At 74.1% G+C, this 21,930-nt stretch carries 12 protein-coding genes; 3 read left to right on the plus strand and 9 right to left on the minus strand.

Annotation, left to right across the window (positions count from 1 at the left end):
- Window positions 1-190 precede the first annotated feature (190 nt).
- On the plus strand, window positions 191-2,332 hold the full coding sequence (locus tag OIM89_RS09820; protein ID WP_264491777.1) for a bifunctional glycosyltransferase family 2 protein/CDP-glycerol:glycerophosphate glycerophosphotransferase: 2,142 nt from the start codon (window positions 191-193) through the stop codon (window positions 2,330-2,332).
- Here OIM89_RS09820 and OIM89_RS09825 read toward each other — a convergent pair.
- The 6 genes from OIM89_RS09825 to OIM89_RS09850 all read right to left on the minus strand — a co-directional run bounded on the left by OIM89_RS09825 (window position 2,329) and on the right by OIM89_RS09850 (window position 13,073).
- On the minus strand, window positions 2,329-3,522 hold the full coding sequence (locus OIM89_RS09825) for a glycosyltransferase (protein WP_037665153.1): 1,194 nt from the start codon (window positions 3,520-3,522) through the stop codon (window positions 2,329-2,331). The genes OIM89_RS09820 and OIM89_RS09825 overlap by 4 nt on opposite strands.
- Complete coding sequence (locus tag OIM89_RS09830; protein ID WP_264491158.1) at window positions 3,519-6,419, minus strand: bifunctional glycosyltransferase family 2 protein/CDP-glycerol:glycerophosphate glycerophosphotransferase; 2,901 nt, start codon at window positions 6,417-6,419, stop codon at window positions 3,519-3,521. The genes OIM89_RS09825 and OIM89_RS09830 overlap by 4 nt, the downstream gene beginning before the upstream one ends.
- On the minus strand, window positions 6,416-9,988 hold the full coding sequence (locus OIM89_RS09835) for a bifunctional glycosyltransferase/CDP-glycerol:glycerophosphate glycerophosphotransferase (RefSeq protein WP_264491159.1): 3,573 nt from the start codon (window positions 9,986-9,988) through the stop codon (window positions 6,416-6,418). The genes OIM89_RS09830 and OIM89_RS09835 overlap by 4 nt, the downstream gene beginning before the upstream one ends.
- A gap of 200 nt (window positions 9,989-10,188) precedes the next feature.
- Window positions 10,189-11,001: a TylF/MycF/NovP-related O-methyltransferase gene (locus OIM89_RS09840; protein WP_030696359.1), complete on the minus strand. Its 813-nt coding sequence runs from the start codon at window positions 10,999-11,001 to the stop codon at window positions 10,189-10,191.
- Window positions 11,002-11,068: 67 nt separating this feature from the next.
- Entirely contained in the window at window positions 11,069-11,833 is a 765-nt protein-coding gene (locus tag OIM89_RS09845) for a methyltransferase domain-containing protein (RefSeq protein ID WP_226964338.1), read from the minus strand.
- Between the two features lie 10 nt (window positions 11,834-11,843).
- On the minus strand, window positions 11,844-13,073 hold the full coding sequence (locus tag OIM89_RS09850; protein ID WP_264491160.1) for an acyltransferase family protein: 1,230 nt from the start codon (window positions 13,071-13,073) through the stop codon (window positions 11,844-11,846).
- A gap of 185 nt (window positions 13,074-13,258) precedes the next feature.
- Here OIM89_RS09850 and galE point away from each other — a divergent pair, with 185 nt between their 5' ends.
- Window positions 13,259-14,221 carry a UDP-glucose 4-epimerase GalE gene (gene galE / locus OIM89_RS09855; protein WP_264491161.1) on the plus strand — a complete coding sequence of 321 codons (963 nt, stop codon included), beginning with the start codon at window positions 13,259-13,261 and terminating at the stop codon, window positions 14,219-14,221.
- A gap of 86 nt (window positions 14,222-14,307) precedes the next feature.
- Here galE and OIM89_RS09860 read toward each other — a convergent pair whose 3' ends face one another.
- From OIM89_RS09860 to OIM89_RS09870, 3 genes are all read right to left on the minus strand, one after another.
- Window positions 14,308-19,233, minus strand: a complete 4,926-nt coding sequence (locus OIM89_RS09860; RefSeq protein ID WP_030696355.1) for an NAD-glutamate dehydrogenase — start codon at window positions 19,231-19,233, stop codon at window positions 14,308-14,310.
- 662 nt (window positions 19,234-19,895) lie between these two features.
- Window positions 19,896-20,564: an HAD family hydrolase gene (locus OIM89_RS09865; RefSeq protein ID WP_103506389.1), complete on the minus strand. Its 669-nt coding sequence runs from the start codon at window positions 20,562-20,564 to the stop codon at window positions 19,896-19,898.
- Between the two features lie 73 nt (window positions 20,565-20,637).
- Window positions 20,638-21,147: a DUF6912 family protein gene (locus tag OIM89_RS09870; protein ID WP_030696353.1), complete on the minus strand. Its 510-nt coding sequence runs from the start codon at window positions 21,145-21,147 to the stop codon at window positions 20,638-20,640.
- A 291-nt stretch (window positions 21,148-21,438) separates the two neighbouring features.
- On the opposite strand from OIM89_RS09870, the gene OIM89_RS09875 reads away from it, so the two are divergent.
- Window positions 21,439-21,930, plus strand: coding sequence for an Rv3235 family protein (locus tag OIM89_RS09875; protein ID WP_030696352.1), 492 nt, complete (start codon window positions 21,439-21,441; stop codon window positions 21,928-21,930).

The following is a 21,930-nucleotide window of genomic DNA, read 5'->3' on the forward strand; positions in this document are numbered from 1 at the left end:
AGCTGGTGTTGGCGGGGCCGTCCGGTGGCAACACCGGGCGGCCCCGCCGTCCTTCGCGCATCTGTCCGTCATCGCGGCGGTTCCCCCGGATGCCGCATTCCGCGTAACCGGCACGCCGGGGCGCGCGTTCTGGGGCGGTAGACCCCAGGACTCGCGTCGACCCATCGGATGTGCCGTGCCCAGGTTCAGTGTGATCGTGCCCGCCCACCGTGTGGAGGCGTACCTCGGCGCCTGCCTGGACTCGGTGCTCGGCCAGTCGTTCGGCGATCTGGAGGTGATCGCGGTGGACGACTGCTCGCCGGACGGCTGCGGGGAGCTGATCGACGCGTACGCCGCGCGCGACGGGCGGGTGGTGCCGGTCCACCTGCCGGAGAACCGCGGGCTGGGGCGGGCGCGCAACGCCGGGCTGGAGCGGGCCACCGGCGAGTACGTCCTCTTCCTCGACGGGGACGACACGCTCACTCCGGACGCGCTGCACACCCTCTCCGACCGGATCAAGGAGACCGACAGCCCCGAGATCCTCGTCTTCGACTACGCCCGCACCTACCTGTCGGGCCAGGTCCTCCGCAACCAGCTCGCCGCCGAACTCCACGAGGGCGACCCGCAGGTCTTCACCCTCGCCGAACGCCCCGGCCTGCTGCGGCTGCTGATGGTGGTGTGGAACAAGGCGTACCGCCGCGACTTCGTCGAGCGGACCGGCCTCACCTTCCCGCCGGGCTACTACGAGGACACCCCCTGGACCTTCCCGGCCCTGATGAGCGCCGAGACGATCGCGGTGCTCGACCGGGTCTGCGTCCACTACCGGCAGCGGCGGCAGGGCTCGATCCTCGGCACCGTCAGCCACCGGCACTTCGACGTCTTCGACCAGTACGACCGGGTCTTCGCCTTCCTCGACGCCCACCCGGAGCTGGAGCGGTGGCGGCCGGTGGTCTTCCGCCGCATGGTCGACCACTTCACCGCCGTCTACACCAAACCGGGCCGGCTGCCCGCCGGCGAACGGGCCGCCTTCCTGCACCGGGCCCGCGACCAGTACCGCCTGCACCGGACGCCGCTGCCGCCCCTGGGCCCCCGCGACCGGCTGCGGCACGCCCTGGTGCGGCACGGCAGCCACCGGGCGTTCGGCGCGCTGCGGCTGGCCGCCCGCGCCTCCGGCCGGGCCCGCCGCACCGCCCGCTCCCTCAAGGCCCGCGCCCGGAAGTCCGGCCTACGGGCCCACTACGCGCTCCAGCGCCGGCTCCCCCTGCGCGAGCGGGACGCCCTCTTCGGCGCGGGCGACGGCCACGGCTACACCCACCACCCGGCCGCCCTGGAACGCGCCGCCCGCGACCTCGTCCCCGGCCTGCGCACCTTCTGGATCACCCGGCCCGAGCACCGGCACACCGCCCCGGTCGCCACCCGCCGGGTGACCCCGGGCAGCGCTGCCTACTTCACGGCCCTGGCCCGCGCCCGCTACCTGGTCACCGACGGCGAGCCGGAGCCCGGCCACGTGAAGCGGCGCGGCCAGTGCGTCGTGCAGACCGGCCGGGGGACGCCGCTCAAGCGGATCGGCGCCGAGGTGCTGGACCGCCCCGCCGCCGGGACCACCGACGTGCACCGGGTGGTGGCCACCGCCGACCAGTGGGACTACGCCCTCTCCGGCAACCGCCACACCACGCTCACCTGGGAACGGGCCTACCCGGCCCCGTACACCGTGCTGGAGTACGGTCAGCCGCGCGCCGACGCCTTCCACTCCCCCGACCCGGCCGCACGCGAGCGGCTGCGCGAGACACTGGGCCTCGCCCCGGACGTGACGGCCCTGCTCTACGCCCCGACCTACCGCGACCACCGCACCGGCCCGCACCGCCCGCCGGATCTCGACCGGATGCTCCGCCGGCTCGGCCCGCGCTTCGCCGTGCTGGCCCGGGCCCACCCCCGCTGCGGGGCGCCCCTGCTGCCGCCCGGCACCGCGCCCTCGGCCCGCCTGATCGACGTCTCCGGCCCCCCCTCGGTCGAGCGCCTCTGCCTCGCCTCCGACGCGCTGATCACCGACTACTCGTCCCTGATGGTGGAGTACGCGGTGCTGGACCGTCCGATCGTGCTGTACGCCGACGACTGGGCGGCCTTCGAGGCGGCGCGGGGGCTCTCGGTCGACCTGCGCGGCTGCGCGCCCGGCCCGGTCGCCTGCGACGAGGACGACCTGACCGCGATCTTCGCCTCCGGCGCCTGGTCCGGGCCCGGCTCCGCCGCCCGCCGGGCCGCCTTCCGCGCGCGTTTCTGCCCGTGGGACGACGGCCGGGCGGCGGAGCGGGTCGTACGCCGCGTCTTCCTCGGCGAGGAGCCGCCCGCCCCCTAACGGTCCAGCAGGCGGAAAAGGGCCTCCCACCGTTCGAGGACGTGGGCCTCGGAGAAGCGCTGGACGTTGACGCGGGCCCGATCGCCCATGGTGTCGCGCAGCTCCTGGTCGCCGGTGAGCCGCAGCAGCCGGTCGGCGAGGGAGTCGAGGTCGCCGGGCGGGGCGAGCAGGCCGTCCTCGCCGTCCCGGACGATCTCGCGGACCCCGGGCGCGCAGTCGAAGGCGGCGCAGGGCACGCCGGAGGCCATCGCCTCCATGAGGGCGAGGGGGAACCCCTCACCCCGCGAGGACTGCACGAAGACCGACCCCTCGGCGAGCGCCGCCGGCACGTCGTCGGTGCGCCCCCTCCACTCCACCGAGGAGTCGAGCCCGAGGCTGGTGCACTGGTTCTTCAGCGCGGTCTCGTCCTCCCCGGCCCCGTAGATCCGCAACCGCCAGTCGGGCCGGTGCGGGGCGACCAGGGCCCAGGTGTCGAGGAGCATGTCGACGCCCTTCTGGTCGGCGAGCCGCCCGATGCTGACGACGTTGCGCCCGGAGCGCGGCGAGGGCGCCTCGGGGAGGTGGGCGAGGGCGTTGGGCATGGCGCCCACGTTCTGCATGCCGTCGAGCGTGATCCAGTCGTCGGCGTCCTCCTGGGTGAGCACCAGCCACCGGTCGACGTGCGGATAGTTCTCCTTGACCCAGCGGTAGCGGTGGCAGGCGCGGGTGTACGCGTACGACTCGTGGCTCATGCCGATCAGGCGGACCCGGGAGGTGTCGGCCTGGCGCAGCCACTCCATCGGCCAGACCTGGGTGACGATCGCGACGGCGCCCGGGGCGGCCTGGGCGAGGATGCCGGAGAGCCGGGCGACGGCGGCCTGTTTGGCGGCGAGGCGGCGCCGCTCGTGGAGCCGGGCGGCCGGGCTGAGGCGGCGGCGGCCGACGAGGGGACGGGCGGTCGGCGGGTGGCTCGGGTAGAGCGCGGTGACGGGGTAGTCCGGCGGGCCGGGCAGGGTCAGTTTCAGCTCGGCCTCGTGGATGCCGATGACGTGCACCGGGTGGCCCTGGCGGCGGAAGAGGCGGGCCATCTGGTGGGTCCAGGCGGTGACGCCGCCGAGTTCGTCCACGGTGTTGCCGATGAGGTAGATCTCGCGGGGCCCGGCCTCGGCGGCGGGCGCGGCGGGGGTCTCCTGGGCGGCGGGCGCGGTCATGTGCCGGTCCTCTCTGCGGGGCGCCGCCGGGAGGCCGGGCAGGGCTTCGGGCGGCGCCGGGGGGTGTGGGCGGCGAAGAGGGTGTCGACCACGGCGGCCGCCGCGCCGCCGGTGTCGTAGGCGCCGAACTCCTCGGCGAAGCGGGCGCGGGCGGCCTTCCAGTGCGGGTCGGCCTCGTCCAGGTGGGCCAGCACCTCGTGGAGTGCGTCCTGGGTGTCCACGACCGGCCCGCCCGCGCGTTCGCGCAGGTCGAAGTAGCTGCCCCTCTCGGCGGTGTAGGCGTCGAGGTCGGGGGCGAAGTGGATCAGGGGCCGGTCGAGGAGGGCGTAGTCGAACATGATGGAGGAGTAGTCGGTGACCAGGACGTCGGCGAGGGTGAGGAGTTCGCTGACGTCGTGGTGGCCGGAGACGTCGTGGACGGTGCCGGGCGCGGTGGCGGGCAGGGCGGCGCGCTCCATGTAGTGGCTGCGCACCAGCAGGACGTGGGTGGAGCCGAACTCCTCGGCGAACCTGCGGACGTCCAGCGGCAGTTTGGCCTCCTTGTGGCCGGGCCCGCCGCGGAAGGTCGGCGCGTAGAGGACCACCGTGCGGTCCTCGGGGATGGCGAGGGCTTCGGCGAGCGGCGGGCGGGGCGCGTGCTGGTCGCGGGCGGCGACGAGGCGGTCGTTGCGCGGGTAGCCGGTGGGCAGCAGCTTGTCCGGGTCGAGCCGGTAGGCGCGGCCGAGGGTGTCGGCGTCGTGCGGGGCGCGGATCAGGAAGTGGTCGAAGCGGTCGACGGCCCGCTGGAGCCGGCGCCGCTGCGGGTCGTTCTGCGTCTTGACCCGCGCCTCGTCGAACCCCATCCGCTTGTAGGCGCTGCCGTGCCAGGTCTGGAGATACGTGGTGTGCCGGGGCTTGTCCAGGGCGTGCGGGAAGCCCTGGTTGTCGACCCAGTACTGGGCCCGGGCCAGCGCCACCAGGTAGGGCCAGGACCAGCGGCGCACCAGGCGGGCGTCGGCGGGGAACCCCTCGGGCCTCCCGGCGTACGACCAGACGGGCCGCAGCGGCAGGCCCCGGCTCATCGCCTCCTCGTGGATGGCGCGGGGGCTGTCGCCGTACTGCTTGCCCATGTGGGCCTCGTAGACGACCTGGCCCTTGCGGACGGGGAGGCGCAGCAACAGGGTGCGGTAGACGCGGGCCTTGACGGCCTGTCCGGCGAGGCGTTTGCGGCGGGCGGCGACGGCGGCCAGGCGGCGGCGCAGGGCGCGGGCGGGGCGGAAGTGGGTCGCGTAGTGGAGGATCTTCTCGGCCAGGCGGGCGGGCCTGCGGCGGGCCAGCAGGCAGACGGCGAGGCGGTGGTGGGCGGTGACGTAGGGCTGCCAGGTGTCGCCGGTGAGGCGGCCGAGGCGGGGGCGGGCGCGCAGCGCGCCGGCGGGTTTGACCGTCTCGGGTTCGGCGAAGAGCGGGGTGGTCAGCGTCTCGCCGCCGGCGGTGACCCGCAGGGCGGGGTCCCAGACGCGGTCGCCGACGCCGCGCGCCCCGAGCAGCCGGGTGAGGTCGGCGCAGGCCCGCCAGACCAGGGCGTCCTTGGCGTACCGGATGTCGTCCACCGGCAGCGTGAGGGTGCGTCCTGGCTGGTCGCGGCAGGTCAGCACGAGGGTGGCGGTGACCTCGGGCCGGTCGGGCAGGGCGTGGCCGGGGAGCACGATGCGGCCGACGAGGAGGAGGCGGCCCTGGGAGCGGGTGGCGCGGGTGACCGTGTTGAGCAGGTCGAGGCGGGCGAACGGCCGGTACTGGAGGCCGAGTTCGGTGACGTCGAGCGGGTCGGTCCCGGTGGCGGCCTCGGTGCCGGGCCGCCAGTGGACGCGTCCCGCGTGCTCGACGACCGGGGAGACGACGGTGCCGGGGTTGGCCAGCGCGTAGGCGGCGTCCCGGGCGCCGTCGGCGTCCCCGTCGGCGAGCAGCCTCAGGCAGGCGCGGGCGACGGGGTCGAGCGGGGCGAGGGCGTCGGCGCCGAGGTGCCCGGCGAGCAGCGGTGCGACCTGGGCGGCGGTGCGGGCGCGCTCCTCGCGGCCCATGCCGAGCAGGGCGGCGGCGCAGGGCAGGACGTGGTCGGTGAGGAGGGCGCGTTCGCGGGCGGCGGCCAGCCCCGGGTGGCCGTGCCGGGCGAGGAGGCGGGCGGCGCGGGCGGCGGCGGTGATGCGGGCGGGGGCGTCCCCGGCCGGGTCGGGGGCGGCGCGGTGGGTGGTGATCGTGTTGGGGATCAGGGTGACGGTGCGGGCGGCGAGGGCGGCGCGGACGCCGAAGAGGAGGTCGCCGACGGGGGGTGCCTCCTCGTGGCGGACGGCGGGCCGGGCGTCGGGGGCGAGCAGGGAGCGGCGGACGCAGAAGCCGGTGACGAGGGAGTCGTGGACGACGAGGCCGGGGGCGTCGGTGAGGCTGCCGACCGTCCGGGTGCGGGTGTGCAGCGGCCGCTGCCAGGCGGGTTCGGCCTGTTCGGCGCCGCGCGGCAGATTCTCGCCGGGGGCGGGCAGCCGGGTCCAGGTGCCGGCGACGAGGTCGGCGCCGGTGTCGAGGGCGGCGGCGAGGAGGTTGCGCCCGGCGTCCTTCTGGAGGCGTTCACCGGGGCCGAGGAAGGTGACCCAGGTGCCCCGGGCGTGGTCGGCGCCGGTGTCGCGCAGGTCGGCCCCGCGCGCGGCGGTGACGTGCCGGACGCGCCCGGGGTGGCGTTCGGCGAGGGTGGCGGCGGTGCGGGTGGTGGTGCTGTCCCGGCCGGGGTCGACGAGGACGGCCTCGGTGTGCCGCAGGGTCTGTTCCAGGACCGAGGCGGCGGAGGCCTTCAGGGCCTCGGGGCCGGCGTCGGCGGGGACGACGACGCTGAGGTCGGGGGCGTCGGCGGGATGCGGCTCTGTGGTCATGCGGGCTCCCCGGTGAACGCGGCGGTGCGGGTGGCGGATCGGCCGGCCGGGGTGTGCGGGGTGGCGGCCAGCAGGGCGTCGGCGACGCGGGCGGCGGCGGTGCCGTCGTCCAGGTCGCAGAACCGGGCACGGAAGGCGTCGTACGCCTCGCGGTGGCCGGCGGTGGCGGCCTTCGGGTCGCGCAGCGCCTCCACGACCTCCTCGGCGTCGGTGAGGAGCGGGCCGGGGGCGCCGGACTCGAAGTCGAAGTAGAAGCCGCGCAGGGTGTCGCGGTAGTGGTCGAGGTCCCAGGTGTGGAAGAGCATGGGGCGCCCGGTCTGCGCGAAGTCGAACATCAGCGAGGAGTAGTCGGTGACCAGGACGTCGCTGATGAGGAGGAGTTCGGCGACGTCGGGGTACCGGCTGACGTCGCGGACATTGTCGCCGCCGGGGACCGAGCCGCCGACCAGGTAGTGGCGTCGGACCAGCAGGACGTGGCTGTCGCCGAGTGCGGCGGCGGCCCCGGCCGGGTCGAGGGGGAGGTCGAGGGCGTACCGGCCGCCGCGCTTGGGGCGGTCCTCGCGCCAGGTCGGGGCGTAGAGGACGACGGTGCGGTCCTCGGGGATGGAGAGGCGGCGGCGGACCCGGGCGGCGCGCTCGGCGCGGCCGTGGGCGTCCAGCAGGTCGTTGCGGGGGTAGCCGGACTCCAGGACGGGCCCGGTGTAGCCGAAGGCGTGGCGCAGGATCGGCGTGGAGAACCGGTTCGGTGAGACCAGCAGCGACCACTGGGCGCTGCGGTGCGGCAGCGCGGCGATGTAGTGCGGGTCGGCGGCCGGCGAGCCGGCCAGGTCGCGGCCGATCCGCTTGAGCGGGGTGCCGTGCCAGGTCTGCACGACGTACTGGCCCTCGGCGCGCTCGAACCACTCGGGGAGCTGGGTGTTGGTGACGATGTGCCGGGAGCGGGCCAGCGCCTCGTACCACTCGGCGCTCCACAGGGCGACGGGGGTGAGCCCCGGCGGCAGGTCGACCTGCTGGTCGCGGACGGTCCACAGGTGGGTGAGGGAGGTGTCGCGGGCGGCCAGTTCCTCGTGGATCGCGCGCGGCGAGTCGGAGTACTGACGCCCGTCGAAGCTGCTGTAGAGCACGGCGTCACGCAGCGGCCCGCGCGCCCGCCGGGTGGTGTACGCGGCCCGCAGCGCCTTCTGCTGGGTGCGGCCCCGGTCGGCGGCGGGCAGGGAGGAGCCGGAGTGGAGCTGGAGCCGGTCGTAGTGGCGGCGCTCGACGAGGAATTCCCGGCCGCCGAGGTGGCGGGCGAGCGGCAGCCCGGTGTGCAGGGCGGGCGCGATGTGCACCGGGGTGTAGAGAGCGGGGTCGCTCTCGCCGGGCCGGCGCAGGAACATCGTCCAGTTGCCCTCGGCCAGCGGCAGGGTGCCGCCGGGCCCGTGAACGGCCTCGGGGCTGAGGGTGGCGGTGAAGCGCGGCCCGTCGCGGTGGGCGTCGAGGACGGTCTCCTCGCCGTGGGTGCCGTGGACGAGGACGAGTTCGCGCCGGTCCTCGTCGGCTGCGGGGAAGCTCCCGGCGAGGGTGAGGGGGCCGCGCGGGGGCCAGCTCAGCTCGGTGACGATGGGCCGCACGGGCTGGTCGCGCAGTTCCACGTTGCCGGCGGAGTTGGCGCCGACGAGCAGTTCGCGGCCCTCGCCGAGCGGGTAGCGGCCCGACTCGATCTCGGGGTGGACGGCGACGGGGCTGGTGGTGCCGTCGGCGCGGAAGAGGGAGAGGCCCCAGGGCTGGGGGCGGCGGACGGGGGCCTCGGGGTCGAGGGGTTCGGCGCCCTCGGCGAGGGCGGCCAGCGGCAGTTCGGCGGTGAAGGTCTTCCCGTCGAGGCCGATCGGCAGGTCGAGGGTCTCCTTGGTGTACCAGTTGGTGGCGCGCAGCCCGGCCCACGCCTCCGCGCCGGTGGGCGGGGTGGCGGCGAGGTGGCCTTCGAGGTGGAGGGTGCCGTCCTCGTCGTGGTGGGCGGCGAGGCGGGAGGGCACGTTCTCGGCGCGCAGCCGCAGCCGCCCGGCGCTGAGGGTGGCCCCGACCCGGCGGAACTCCCCCAGGTAGTGCACGGGCAGCCCGTCGAGCCCTGCCATCCGGACGGGCCCGGTGCGCGGCAGCAGTCCGCCGACGGCGGCCATCTCCAGCTTCCAGGTGGTGCTGGGACGGCCGGTGGAGAGCCGGGCCGGGTCGACGACGGTGGTGAAGCCGGCCCGGTCGTAGCGGTGCAGGGCCTGCCGGGAGCTGTAGGTGGCCTCCCGCGAGCGGACCGGGCGGACCTTCAGCGGGACGACGCGGTGGCGCCCGGCCCGCAGCCACAGGGCCTTGCCCCGGGCCTGGAGGCGGCCGGGGGGCAGGTTGCGGACGTAGGCGTAGCCGGTGAGGTGGAGCTTGCCGTCCTCCCAGTGGGCGCGGGTGACGCGGGCGATGAGCGGCAGGTCGCGGGGGCGCAGCCGGGTCGCGGGGGCGGGCAGCGGGGCGCGGGTGACCGGGTAGGCGGCGCGGCGGCGGGCCAGGCCCCGGACCTGGAAGGCGTCGGGGTTGGCGCGGACGAAGGCCATCAGGTCGAGGAGTTCGGACAGGCGGCGGCGCCGGATGAGGGCCCATTTGGCGCGCAGGTGGAGGGGGAGGGCGGCGAGGGCGGCCGGGTCGGCGTGGTCGGCGAAGGCGTTGGCGTGGTCGAGGAAGGCCTGGTGGTAGGCGTCGTCGCCGTCGGGCAGGGCCTCCATGAACATCCAGAGGTCGCCGGCGAGGACGGACTGGTCGTAGCGGCGCTTGGCCTCGGCCCAGTCGGCCTCGAAGGGGGTGCCGGCGGCTTCGGCGAGGCGGCGGCCGAGGAAGGTGCTGGCGGTGGTGACGGCGGCGGTGCGGTCGTGGACGGCGCGGGGCAGGGCGCGCTTGTTGCTGATGGAGCCGTGCCGGTCGCGCCAGAGGTACACGGTGTCGCTGAGGACGTCGACGCTGCCGGCGAGGAAGTGCGCGGGGACGATGACGGGGATGTCCTCGAAGAGCACCCCTTCGGGGAAGGCGAGGGCGTGCTTGTCCCAGAAGTCCCTGCGGAACACCTTGTTGCAGGCGATCCGGTCACCGAGCAGGTCCCAGTCGCGCAGGACGTGGGTGGTGAGCCGGGTGGTGGACATGGCCCGCCGGAACATCGGCGACTGCTCGGTGGTGCCGTCGGTCTTGAGCCGGTGGACGTTGCCGGTGACGAAGTCGGAGCCGCTGCGCTCCAGGGTGTCGAGCATCAGCGCGTAGGCGTCCTCGGGGATCACGTCGTCGCTGTCGACGAAGGCGAGGTACGCGCCGGTGGCGTGCCGGACGCCGGTGTTGCGGGCGGCGCCGAGGCCCGCGTTCTCCTGCTGGACCAGGCGGAACCGGGAGTCGCGGACGGCGTGGGCCTGGGCGATCCGTGCGCTGGAGTCCGTCGAACCGTCGTCGACCATGACGACCTCCAGGTCCCGCATCGTCTGCCGGCCCAGGGAGGCGAGGCAGGCGTCGAGGTACTCCTCGACGTTGTAGACGGGGACGACGACGGTGAGTCGGGGTGTCATGCGCGGCGCACGATCCTTCCGGAGACTGGGGTGACGGGGGGAAGGCGTCCCGCCGGGGCCCGGTGGGGGTGCCCGGCAGCTCCGGTGCGAGGCACCCCCTCAAGGGTTAACAACCCGGCACCCCGGCACAGGTCACTTGCGCAGGTCCGTTCGGGTGACGGGCGCCGGGGCGGCCAGGTGGCCGGGCGGGGCGGGGCGCGTCAGGGCTTGACCGCGATACGGCCCTCGTCCATGCGGAGCAGGAGCAGCCGCTCGCCGGTGGCCTCCAGGAACTCGTCGACGGCCCGGCGGGAGCCCTGCCAGTAGCCGTAGTCGTCGATGAGCAGGACGCCGCCGGAGACCAGCCGGGGGTAGAGGTGTTCCAGCTCGTGCCGGGTGGAGGCGTACCAGTCGGTGTCCAGGCGCAGGACGGAGATCTGCTCGGGCGCCTCGGCGGGGACGGTCTTCTCGACCAGGCCCTGCACGTAGTGCAGCCGTTCCTTGGGGTAGGGCACCTGGTCGAAGCCGGCCTGTACGTCGTCGAGGGAGGCGACGGCCCAGATGGGGCGGTCCTTGCCCTGGGCGGCGAGGAGTTCCTCGGCGGAGCGGCCGTCGCGGCGCAGGTCCTCCTCGGTGGGCGGCGGCATCCCCTCGAAGGTGTCGAAGAGGTAGAGGTCGCGGTCGGCGGCGTCCAGGCTCAGCAGCGTCCTGGCGCAGGCCTGCATCGAACCGCCGCGCCAGACCCCGCACTCCACGACGGCGCCGGGGATCTGGTGGCGCACCACGTACCGGGTGGCGAGGATGAAGGCGTTGAGCCGCTCCGGGGAGGTCATGGTCCACGGCTTGACGGCGCGGACGGTCTCCTTGGCCTCCTCGTCGTAGTCCTCGGGGAGGTGGAACTTCTTGGGCCGGGGCTTCGGCGCCGGCTCGGGGGCGGGGACCGGCGCGACGCGGGGAGCCGGGACGGCGGCGCGGGTGAGGTGGTATCCGGTGAGCTGCTTGAGGACGGAGTTCACCGTGTTCTTCCATGCCATGCCGCCTGACAGTACGCACGCCGTGTCCCGTATGTCACGTCTCGTCAACTGAGCGTTGATAAGTGGCTTACGCACCCGCGTGGCCGGGGGTGCCCTGGCGTGTCGTGGCCGGGCCCGGCCCGGCCGCGGGCGCGGGCACCGGCGCGCTCCGGGTGGGCCGGCCGCAGCGCTCGCGGCCCGGGAGCGGCGCGGGCAGCGGGACGGAGTCGACGCCGCCGACGCGGTTGGCCCACCACAGGGTGGTGGCGCGGACCAGGGCCATGGTCAGGCGGGGGTGGTTGCGGGGTTTCTGGAAGACGCCGACGGAGTCGCCCCAGTAGGCGTGCTTGGCGTCGATGGCGCGGTAGGCGTGCCGGATGCCCTCGACGGGCGGGAAGTCGGTGTACGCCTCGCGCAGGTCGAGCCGGCAGTAGGCGGCGAGCGCGCGGAAGCCGTCGGGGTAGTACCGCCAGCAGTCCTGGGCGTCGTGGACGTGGCCGCGCGAGGGGGCGGTGACGAAGGCGAGGCCGCCCGGCTTGAGGACGCGGGTGATCTCCAGCATCGACGCCCAGAAGAACGGGATGTGCTCGAACGCCTGCCCGGAGAGGACCACGTCGGCGCTGGAGGACCTGACCGGCAGCCGGTAGGGGGCGGTCATCACGCGGTCGACGTTGGCGCCGGGGCGCACGTCGACGCCGGTGTACGCGACGTCGTACCCCTCCAGCAGGCTGCGGTGGGTCAGCTTCTGGCCGTCGGAGACGCGGGAGCCGAGGTCGACGACGTCGACGCGGCGGCCGGTGGGGAGATAGGTGGCGACGCAGAGCTGCATCTGCTCGTAGGCCGATCGGTGCATGCGCGACTCCTCATGAAGGTCCCCCGCTCCTGTGTGGGAGGAACAACGCCCGAACCCACCGCGGGTCACCTCCGCCGGTCACCCAGCGCGGCGGACGCGCCGCCCACCACCGCCGGGCCGGCTCCTCCAGCCCGTGGTAGAGCGCCCCGGCCAGCGCGGTCGCCACCACCGCCGTCCCGATCATGGTGAAGAGGGCCACCCCGCCAGCCGGCTGGTGGCCCCAGCGGTCGGTGATGGCGTAGTTGAGCGTCTGGTGCAGCAGGTAGAAGGCGTACGACCAGAGACCGAGCCGGACCATCACCGGCGAGGCCAGCCACCCCTCGCCCCGCCCCGAACCACCGGTGGCCCGCACCACGCAGGCGACCACCAGCCCCACCGCGAGCACCGCCACCACCGGCCGCACCGTCGCCTCCAGCACCACGCTCCCCTCCCCCGCCCACTCCGCACGCCGGGTGTACGCCACCGTGTACGCGGCCAGTGCCGCCACCACCGGCCAGGCCCGCAGCGCGGGACGCAGCCCCCGGCGCAGGGCGAGGGCCGCGGCCAGCCCGAGCCCGAACTCCGGGAGCCGGGCCAGCGGGTGGCGCATCACCCACTCGGCGGCCGCTCCGGAGAGGTGGGTCAGCAGCCAGAGGTTGACGGCGGCCATGACGGCGAGAGAGCCGGCGGAGACGGCGAGGAGGGCGCGGGTCCGCAGGGCCAGCGCCCCCCGGACGAGCAGTGGGAAGAGGGCGTAGAAGAAGAGTTCGACGCTGAGGGTCCAGGCGACGCTGTTGCCCGGCAGGGTCGGGGTCACCCCGGGGAACCAGGTCTGCACGAGCAGGACCGAGGCCAGCACCGAGAAGGCGTCGGTGGTCCGGCCGCCCCACCAGAAGAGCAGCACCAGGGCGAGCAGGCTGGCGGCGAGGTGGGCGGGCCAGATCCGCCCGGCGCGCCGCCAGTAGAAGAGCCGGGCGGAGGTCCCCGGCCGGTACCCCCAGGCCAGCAGGAACCCGGAGAGCACGAAGAAGAACCCGACCCCGTGCACCCCCATCGTGGTGTACGGGAAGAAGGCCGGGACCCGGGCCACCCCGCTCCCCGGCCCGCCGAGCCCGGTGAAGTGATGGGCGAAGACGGCGAGCGCGGCGAGGAAGCGCAGCCCGGTCAGCGCGTCCACCCGGCCGCCTGGGGCCAGCCTGTCCGGTGGGCTGCCCGGCGGGGCGGGGGCGGGGGACGCGGAGGCGGGGGCGAGGGCAGACATCGCGACCGAAGGTAGTTTCATCATCACGTGCTGTCGATCATCCGCCGCGTGGCTCCGGTGGATAGGCCCCGGCTGGCGGCATCGGGGTGCCGGTCGGGGATACGGTCGGGGCACACGGCCGCCCGGGGCCCGCCCCGCGCACCCCGGTACGACGGGCGGCCCGGGACACGACGAAACAGGTGACCATGACCTGGCTGATCACTGGCGGCGCCGGATACATCGGTGCGCACGTAGTCCGCGCCCTGGACGAGGCCGGCGAGAGCGCCGTGGTCCTCGACGACCTCTCCACCGGCGTCGAAGGCCGCCTCCCCGCCTCCGCCACCCTGGTCCGGGGCACCACCCTGGACCGGCCGCTGCTCGACAAGGTCTTCGCCGACCACGCCATCACCGGCGTCATCCACACCGCCGCGAAGAAGCAGGTGGGCGAGTCGGTCTCGGTACCGCTGCGCTACTACCACGACAACATCGAGGGTCTGCGCGTCCTGCTGGCGGCCACCGTCGCCGCCGGCGTCGACTCCTTCGTCCTCTCCTCCTCGGCCGCCGTCTACGGCATGCCCGACGTCGACCTCGTCACCGAGTCCACGCCCTGCGCGCCGATGAACCCCTACGGCGAGACCAAGCTGGCCGGCGAGTGGCTGGTCCGCGCCACCGGCCGCGCCCACGGCCTGCGCACCGCCTGCCTGCGCTACTTCAACGTGGCCGGCGCCGCCGTGCCCGAACTCGCCGACACCGGCGTCTTCAACATCGTCCCGATGGTCTTCGAGCGGCTCACCGACGGCGTGCCCCCGCAGATCTTCGGCGACGACTACCCGACCGAGGACGGCACCTGCGTCCGCGACTACATCCACGTGGTCGACCTCGCCGAGGCCCACGCCGCCGCCGCCCGCGCGCTGGCCGCCGCCACCCCCGGCGAGGACCTGACCCTCAACATCGGCAGCGGCCGGGGCGTCTCGGTCCGCCAGCTGATCGACCTGATCAACGACGTCACCGGCAAGCACATCGACCCGGTCGTCCTCCCCCGCCGCCCCGGCGACCCGGCCCGCGTCGTCGCCTCCACCGCCCGCGCCGCCGAAGCCCTGGACTGGCGGGCGCGGTTGACGCCGCGGGACATGGTGGCCTCGGCGTGGGAGGGGTGGCCCGGACGGTAGGCCCGGGTCCTCCGGCACACGCCCTTACGGCCACCGGCCCGCCCCCGCCGAAGCGGGAGCGGGCCGGTGGTGTGTCCGGGGCCGGGTCAGGCGCGGCTGCGGAGCAGGGTGCGCATGGTGCGCATGGCGACCGAGAGGTTGGCCAGGTCGAAGGCGTCGGAGTTCTGGATCTCCTCCAGCGTGGCCCGGGCGCGGGTCAGGATCGCGGCGTTCTGCCGCTCCCACGCCTCGAACCGCTCCTTCGGGCTGGCGTCGGCGCCACCCGCCTCCAGCACGTCGGCGGTGAGCGCCGCGTGGGCCGCGTACAGGTCCTCGCGGATGGAGGCGCGGGCCATGGACTGCCAGCGGTCGGCGCGCGGCAGCTCGATGATGCGGTCCATGAGCTGGGTGATCCGCAGCCGGTCGGCGAGGTCGTAGAAGACCTCGGCGACGGCGATCGGGTCTTTGTCGGTGCGGTCGGCGATGGCCACCAGGTCGAGGGTGGGGAAGGCCGAGGAGAACCCGGCGACCCGCGTGGCCAGTTCCTCGGGGACCCCGGCCTCGACCAGTTCCTCGAGGATCGACTCGTACCACTCCAGGTCGGAGCCGCGCAGCAGCGTGGGGAGCTGGGCCCAGATCTCGCCGACCCGCTTCTGGAAGAAGTCGATGGTGTCGGCGAGGGCCAGCGGCTGCGGCCGGTTGTTGAGCAGCCAGCGGGTGCCGCGCTCCACCAGGCGCCGCGAGTGGAGCCGGATGCGGGTCTGGACGTCGGCCGGCACCTGGTTGTCGAGCGCCTCGACGGCGTCCCAGACGGCGCTCAGACCGAAGATCTCACGGGCGGCGAGCTGGGCCCGGACGATCTCCTCCAGGGAGGCCCCGGTCTCCTCGCGCAGCCGGTGCAGGAAGGTCGCGCCACCGGTGTTGACGGTGTCGTTGACCAGCATCGTCGTGATGATCTCGCGGCGCAGCGCGTGGGCGACGATCTGCTCGGGGAACTTCTCGACCAGCGCCTTCGGGAAGTAGGCGTGGAGCAGCCGCATCAGGTACGGGTCGTCGGGGAGCCGGGTGGAGATCAGCTCCTCGGCGGCGGTGATCTTGGTGTAGGCGAGCAGCACGGCCAGTTCGGGCTGGGTGAGGCCGCGGTTGTTGTTGAGCAGCTCGCGGATCTGCCGGTCGCCGGGGAGGAACTCCAGGGCCCGGTCGAGGGCGCCCTCGCGGGTCAGGCGGCGCATGAAGCGCTGCTGGGCGTGGAGGAGCGAGGGGGCCTGGGCGGTGGAGTTGGCCAGGGCGGTGTTCTGCGCGTAGTTGTTGCGCAGCACCATCGTGCCGACCTCGTCGGTCATCTCGGCGAGCAGCGTGTTGCGCTGCTTGACCGTCATGTCCCCGTCGTTGACGACCGCGTTGAGCAGGATCTTGATGTTCACCTCGTGGTCGGAGGTGTCCACGCCGGCGCTGTTGTCGATGGCGTCGGTGTTGATCTTGCCGCCGGAGCGGGCGAACTCGATGCGGCCCAGCTGGGTGGCGCCCAGGTTGCCGCCCTCGCCGACGACCTTGACCCGCAGGTCGGCACCGTTGACACGGATGGCGTCGTTGGCCTTGTCGCCGACGGCCGCGTCGGACTCGGCGGAGGACTTGACGTAGGTGCCGATGCCGCCGTTCCACAGCAGGTCGACCGGGGCGGTGAGGACGGCCCGCATGAGGTCGGCCGGGGTCATCTTGGTGGTCCCGGCGGGCAGGCCGAGCGCCTCGCGGATGTGGGCGTTGACCGTGACCGACTTGGCGCTGCGCGGGAAGACGCCGCCGCCCGCCGAGATCAGGTCGGTGTCGTAGTCGGCCCAGGAGGAGCGGGGCAGTTCGAAGAGGCGGCGCCGCTCCGCGTAGGAGGTGGCGGCGTCCGGGTTCGGGTCGATGAAGATGTGCCGGTGGTCGAAGGCGGCGACCAGGCGGATGTGCTCGCTGAGCAGCATGCCGTTGCCGAAGACGTCGCCGGACATGTCGCCGACGCCGACGACGGTGAAGTCCTCGGTCTGGGTGTCGTGGCCCAGCTCGCGGAAGTGCCGCTTGACCGACTCCCAGGCGCCCCGGGCGGTGATGCCCATGCCCTTGTGGTCGTAGCCGGCCGAGCCGCCGGAGGCGAAGGCGTCGCCGAGCCAGAAGTCGTAGTCGGCGGCGACCTGGTTGGCGGTGTCGGAGAAGGTGGCGGTGCCCTTGTCGGCGGCGACGACGAGGTAGGTGTCGTCCTCGTCGTGGCGGACCACGTCGGCCGGCGGCACGACCTCGCCGGCGACCATGTTGTCGGTGATGTCGAGCAGCGCCGAGATGAAGGTCTTGTACGCGGCGATGCCCTCGGCCAGCCACGCGTCGCGGTCCTTGGCCGGGTCGGGCAGCTGCTTGGCGACGAAGCCGCCCTTGGCGCCGACCGGCACGATGACGGTGTTCTTGACCATCTGCGCCTTGACCAGGCCGAGGATCTCGGTGCGGAAGTCCTCACGCCGGTCGGACCAGCGCAGACCACCGCGCGCGACCTTGCCGAACCGCAGGTGGACGCCCTCGACGCGCGGCGAGTACACCCAGATCTCGAAGGCCGGGCGGGGCGCGGGCAGGTCGGGGATGGCCTGCGGGTCGAACTTCATCGAGACGTAGCCGTGCGGCTCGCCGCTCTCGGTGTGCTGGAAGAAGTTGGTGCGCAGGGTCGCCTTGATGACGGTGAGGAAGGAGCGCAGGATGCGGTCCTCGTCGAGCGAGGCGACCTGGTCGAGGGCGCCGTCCAGCTCCTCCAGGATGCCGTCGGTCAGCTCCAGCCCCGCGGCCTGCCGCTCGGGTGCCATCCGCGCCTCGAAGAGGGAGATGAGCAGCCGGGTGGTGTGGACGTTGGTGCGGAGGGTGTCCTCCATGTAGTCCTGGCTGAAGGTCGAGCCGGCCTGCCGCAGGTACTTGGCGTACGCGCGCAGCACCATCGCCTCGCGCCAGGTCAGCCCGGCGCCGAGGACCAGGGCGTTGAAGCCGTCGTTCTCGGCGGCGCCGGTCCAGGTGGCGGCGAACGCCTCCTGGAACCGCTCGCGGCCGTCGTCGCCGAGGAAGTCGTTGGCGTGGCTGAGGCCGGGGACGCGCAGCCCGAAGTCGTAGATCCAGGCGGTGGAGCGGTCGGTGCGGCGCAGCTCGTAGGGGCGCTCGTCGACGACCTCGACGCCCAGGCGCTGGAGGACGGGGAGGACGGCGCTGAGCGAGACGGGCTCGCCGGTGCGGTAGATCTTGAAGCGGCGCTCGTCGGGGGCGGCGCCGACCGGCTCGTAGAGGCTGAGGGCGAAGTCCCGCACGCCCTCGCCGCGCAGTCGCTCCAGGTGGACGAGGTCGGCGACGGCGGCGCGCGGGGAGTGGTCGGCCTTGTACCCCTCGGGGAAGGCGCCCTGGTAGCGGCGGAGGAGTTCGGCGGCGCGCTCCTCGCCGCACTCGGCGTTGAGTGCCTCGCCGAAGCCGTCGGCCCAGGAGCGGGCGGCCTCGACCAGGCGGGCCTCGATGCGGTCGTGGTCGGCGTCGGTCAGCTCGGGCAGCTGGGTGCCGGAGGGGACACGCACCACGAAGTGCAGGCGGGAGAGGATCGACTCGGTGTTCCAGGCGGTGAAGTCGACGTTGGTGCCGCCGAGTTCCTCCTTGAGGATGTCGATGATCCGCAGCCGCACGCCGGTGGTGTAGCGGTCGCGCGGCAGGTAGACGAGGGCCGAGTAGTAGCGGCCGTACTCGTCCTTGCGCAGGTAGAGCCTGAGCCGGCGGCGTTCCTGGAGGTAGAGGACGCTGGTGGCGATCGGCAGGAGTTCCTCGGCGGAGATCTGGAACATCTCGTCGCGCGGGTAGGTCTCCAGGATCTGGAGGAGGTCGCGCCCGTCATGGCTGTTGGGCGAGAACCCGGCCGCCTTGAGGATGTCGGCGACCTTGCGGCGGATGACCGGGACCCGGCGGACCGACTCGGTGTACGCGGCGGAGGAGAAGAGGCCGAGGAAGCGGCGCTCGCCGATGACGTTGCCCTCGGCGTCGAACTTCTTGACGCCGATGTAGTCGAGGTAGCTGGGCCGGTGCACGGTCGCGCGGCTGTTGGCCTTGGTGAGGATGAGCAGCCGGTGCTCGCGGGCCTTGGCGCGGGCGTCGGCGGGGAGCCGCTCGAAGGACGGGCTGACCGGGTGGCGGTCCTCGTCCTGGTGCGGGTCGGCACGGAGGATGCCGAGGCCGGTACCGGGGACGGCGGCCAGCGAGTCGTCGTCCATCAGACGGTACTCGCGGTAGCCGAGGAAGGTGAAGTGGTCGGCGGCGAGCCAGCGCATCAGCTCGCGGGCCTCCTCCACGTCCTCGTCGGCGAGGTCGGAGACGGGCTCGGTGGGCAGGTCGCCGGCGATGTGCAGCGCGGCGCCGCGCATCTTCTCCCAGTCCTCGACGGCCTCGCGGACGTCGGAGAGGACGCGGAGCAGGTCGGCGGTGATCTGCTTGAGGTCGCTCTTGTCGGTCTCGCGGTCGATCTCGACGTGGATCCACGACTCGGTGACCGCGTCGAGCGGCCGCTCGGCGGCGTCGCCGGGCAGCACCTCGACGAGCTTGCCGGCGATGTCGCGGCGGACGACGACCTGCGGGTGGATGACGACGTGGATGCCGCGGTTCTGCCGGGAGAGCTCGTTGGTGACCGAGTCGACGAGGAAGGGCATGTCGTCGGTGACGACCTCGACCACGGAGTGGCTGCTGGTCCAGCCGTTCTCCTCGACGGTCGGGGTGTGCACCCGGACGTTGGCGGTGCCCTGCGGGCGGTTTTCGGCCAGCCGGTAGTGGGAGTAGGCGGCGCCGAACATGTCGACCGGGTCGCGGTCGGCCATGTCCTCGGCGGCCGTGTGCAGGTAGTAGCGCTGGAGGAAGGCGTGCACGGAGTCCTGATCCGGCGCGCCCTCGCCCGTCGCCCCGACGGGGAGGCGTCCCCCTGCCGGGCTGTTCTCAGCGACCTCGGCCGCCCTTTCGAGCAGCTCGGCCTTGGCTTCGTCCAGCTTGGTCTGCATGGTCCTCTGGCTCCTGTCACGCGCCGTTGCGAGACGTTGATGAAACGTGTGGGACGTAACGCCGCGACGCGGGGTCTCCGGTCGGATTCGACGTTATGCCGGGAAGCGGGACGAGCGGGGTGTTATCGGCCATTGTGGACGGCCCGCTCTCCCGGAGGGGACCAGCACAGCGGGCCCGGGACGGCACAGAAGCCGCACACCGGGCACCGTCCGGGGGCGCCACTGCCCCCGTCGCGTATCGCGCTGATCACGAGGCCAGGCTATCTCGCATCCGGGGGCGGACGTCATGAGCCGCTTTCGTACAAAACCACGGGGGGAACTTGGCCGGTCCGCCCACCTGTAGCCGGGACGCGAGGGGGTAGAGGGACACACGAGCCACCCGGGGCACACGGGACGCGCAGGGGTGACACCCGGGCCGAGCCGCAAGACGACGCTCCTGCCGTACGGAACGCGCTTCCGGGGCTGGAACCGGCCCTCCCGGCGCCGGCCCGGGAACCTCGCGGGGGGTGGGGCGGTTCTCGGCCACCGCAGGATGGCATCAGGCGGGGGCCAGCGGGCTTCCGAGGGCGTTTCAGCGGCGGCCCGCCGAGCCAGGTGTAACGGAACTCACCCTCGACCGGGGGTGCCGGAACCCCGGCCGGTGCCCGCCCTGTCCTCTGCCGTCACCCCTGTTCGAACGCCCCGTGCGCCACCTCGACGGCCTCCGCGAGGGTGTCGACCACCACGGCCCCGGTCGCCTCCAGCCGCCCCCGGCTGTGCGTCCCGCCGGTGTACAGCACCGCCCGGGCGCCCACGGCGTGCGCGGCCACGGCGTCGTCGGCGGCGTCCCCGATCACCACGGTGCCCTCCGCCCGTACGGCGTCCAGCGCCCCGAGGTGGCGCACCATGTGCTCGGCCTTGGAGCCGCCGGCGGTGCCGGTGCGCCCTTCGACCCGCAGGAAGTGCCGGTCGATGCCGAGCCCCCGCACCAGCGGGACCAGTTCCTCGTGCCCGTACATGCTCAGGATCGACTGGCTGTGGCCCGCCTGCTGCCACCCGGTGAGCAGCGTCTCGGCGCCCTCGGCGAGGCCGCACCGGATGCTGTGCTCCCCGTAGTACCGGTGGAAGATGCCGTCCATCACCTCCCACTCGGCCTCGGTGGGCGCCCGCCCCATCATCCGCTCGTAGAAGCGCGGGATGGGCACGCAGTACAGCTCCCGGTACTGCTCCAGGGTGATCGGCGCGACCCCGAACTCGGCGAACGCCGCGTTGGTGGCGCCGACGACCGCCTCCGTGTCGTGGAAGAGCGTGCCGTTCCAGTCCCAGACGATGTGCGGCGTGATGGTGGGCATGGTTCGAAGGTAACGGGGGCGGCCACACCCCGCCCAGGAGGTTTCCAGGCCGCCCGGGTACGGCCGGAGGCCGTCAGCCGGCGACGAGGTGCGCGATCTCCTGAGTCGCGAACCAGAGCAGTTCGTGGTCGTCGGCGCCGTCCACCACGAACTGGGCGTCCCCGTCGCCGCCGTCGGCCGCCGCCAGCGCCTCGGCCGCCCGGGCCACGTCCACCGCCGCGCCGTCCGCGTCGACGTGGACGGCCGCCGCCTTGCCCAGCGGCACGGCCGCCTCCAGCCGCACCTCGCCGAGGGCGTCCGGGTCGAGCGCCCGGTCCGGGTCGGCGTGGACGGCGCCGTCGGCGATGTCCACCGCGACGACGACCCGCTTGCGGACCGCGTCCGGGTCGGCGGCGAGCAGCCGCAGCGACCCGTGGGCGGCCCGCGTCAGCGCCGCGTACTCCAGCTCCTCGATGTCGTCGGAGACGTACCACTCGCGCAGGCCGGGCGTGACGGCGTACGCGGTGAGCGGCCCGGGCCCCAGTTCGCCCGCCCGGTGCGCCTGGGCGAGAGCCGGCAGGGTCAGGGGGACGTAGACGCGCATGAGGGGCCGTTTCCGTGGTCGGGTCTGGACGGGGTCAGGATACGTGGCCGGCGTCCCCCTTCGGAGGCGGGCGGCGCCGCGTGAACGGTCAACCCGGCGCCGCCCCCTCACCCTCGCAAGCCCTGCGGCAGCGGCGCTGTGCATCCCGCTTCTCCTCCTGATAGGTGAACTTCCCGGGCCCTTCGGACGGGCTCTGCCCGGCTTTGCCCCCGGGCGGCGCGGGCCCCAGGCTGCGGCGAGCGGTTACCGCCCGGTAGACCGCGTCCCCACCACCATCCGCCAGGAGGCCCCGTGAACCGGCCCCCGTCCGGCCCCGGCCGGACCGTCGCCCGCCGCTCCCCCATCCGTTCCGCGACCGCCCACCGGCCGGCCACCACCCGTCCCGCGACGGCGCGGCGCGACAGCCGCCGCCCCGGCCGATGCGCCGTCCGGCGCCCGCGCGAGGCCGTCCCGCGCTACTGGTTCGCCGACCGCCTCCTCGCCGTCCTCACCGGCCGCCGGCCCGTCCACTCCCTGCTGAGCCACACGGTCGGCGAGGCGTACGAACAACTGGTCCGGCTGGCCCCGGCGGACGAGCCGTTCCTGCCACCCGGCCGCGAACCGTCGGTCCGCCACTGCGACGAGTACGCGCCCCGCGACGGGGTCGTCGAGGCGTTCGCCCGGATCAGCAGCGGCGACCGCGTGCACGCCCTCGCCTTCCGCCTGGAGCGCGGCCCCGACCTGCGCTGGCGCTGCGCCGCCGTCGAGGCGGACGGCCGCCACCGCGAACGGGCCGAGCCCTGA

The sequence above is a fragment of the Streptomyces sp. BI87 genome (genome assembly GCF_025957665.1).
In the GTDB taxonomy this organism is placed as follows: domain Bacteria; phylum Actinomycetota; class Actinomycetes; order Streptomycetales; family Streptomycetaceae; genus Streptomyces; species Streptomyces albidoflavus.

What these genes read in the sequence shown, in the direction of transcription:
- OIM89_RS09825 (WP_037665153.1), bottom strand. Translation starts at nt 3,522, where the DNA reads ATGACCGCGCCCGCCGCCCAGGAGACCCCCGCCGCGCCCGCCGCCGAG.
- OIM89_RS09830 (WP_264491158.1), bottom strand. Translation starts at nt 6,419, where the DNA reads ATGACCACAGAGCCGCATCCCGCCGACGCCCCCGACCTCAGCGTCGTC.
- OIM89_RS09835 (WP_264491159.1), bottom strand. Translation starts at nt 9,988, where the DNA reads ATGACACCCCGACTCACCGTCGTCGTCCCCGTCTACAACGTCGAGGAG.
- OIM89_RS09840 (WP_030696359.1), bottom strand. Translation starts at nt 11,001, where the DNA reads ATGGCATGGAAGAACACGGTGAACTCCGTCCTCAAGCAGCTCACCGGA.
- OIM89_RS09845 (WP_226964338.1), bottom strand. Translation starts at nt 11,833, where the DNA reads ATGCACCGATCGGCCTACGAGCAGATGCAGCTCTGCGTCGCCACCTAT.
- OIM89_RS09850 (WP_264491160.1), bottom strand. Translation starts at nt 13,073, where the DNA reads ATGTCTGCCCTCGCCCCCGCCTCCGCGTCCCCCGCCCCCGCCCCGCCG.
- galE (WP_264491161.1), top strand. Translation starts at nt 13,259, where the DNA reads ATGACCTGGCTGATCACTGGCGGCGCCGGATACATCGGTGCGCACGTA.
- OIM89_RS09860 (WP_030696355.1), bottom strand. Translation starts at nt 19,233, where the DNA reads ATGCAGACCAAGCTGGACGAAGCCAAGGCCGAGCTGCTCGAAAGGGCG.
- OIM89_RS09865 (WP_103506389.1), bottom strand. Translation starts at nt 20,564, where the DNA reads ATGCCCACCATCACGCCGCACATCGTCTGGGACTGGAACGGCACGCTC.
- OIM89_RS09870 (WP_030696353.1), bottom strand. Translation starts at nt 21,147, where the DNA reads ATGCGCGTCTACGTCCCCCTGACCCTGCCGGCTCTCGCCCAGGCGCAC.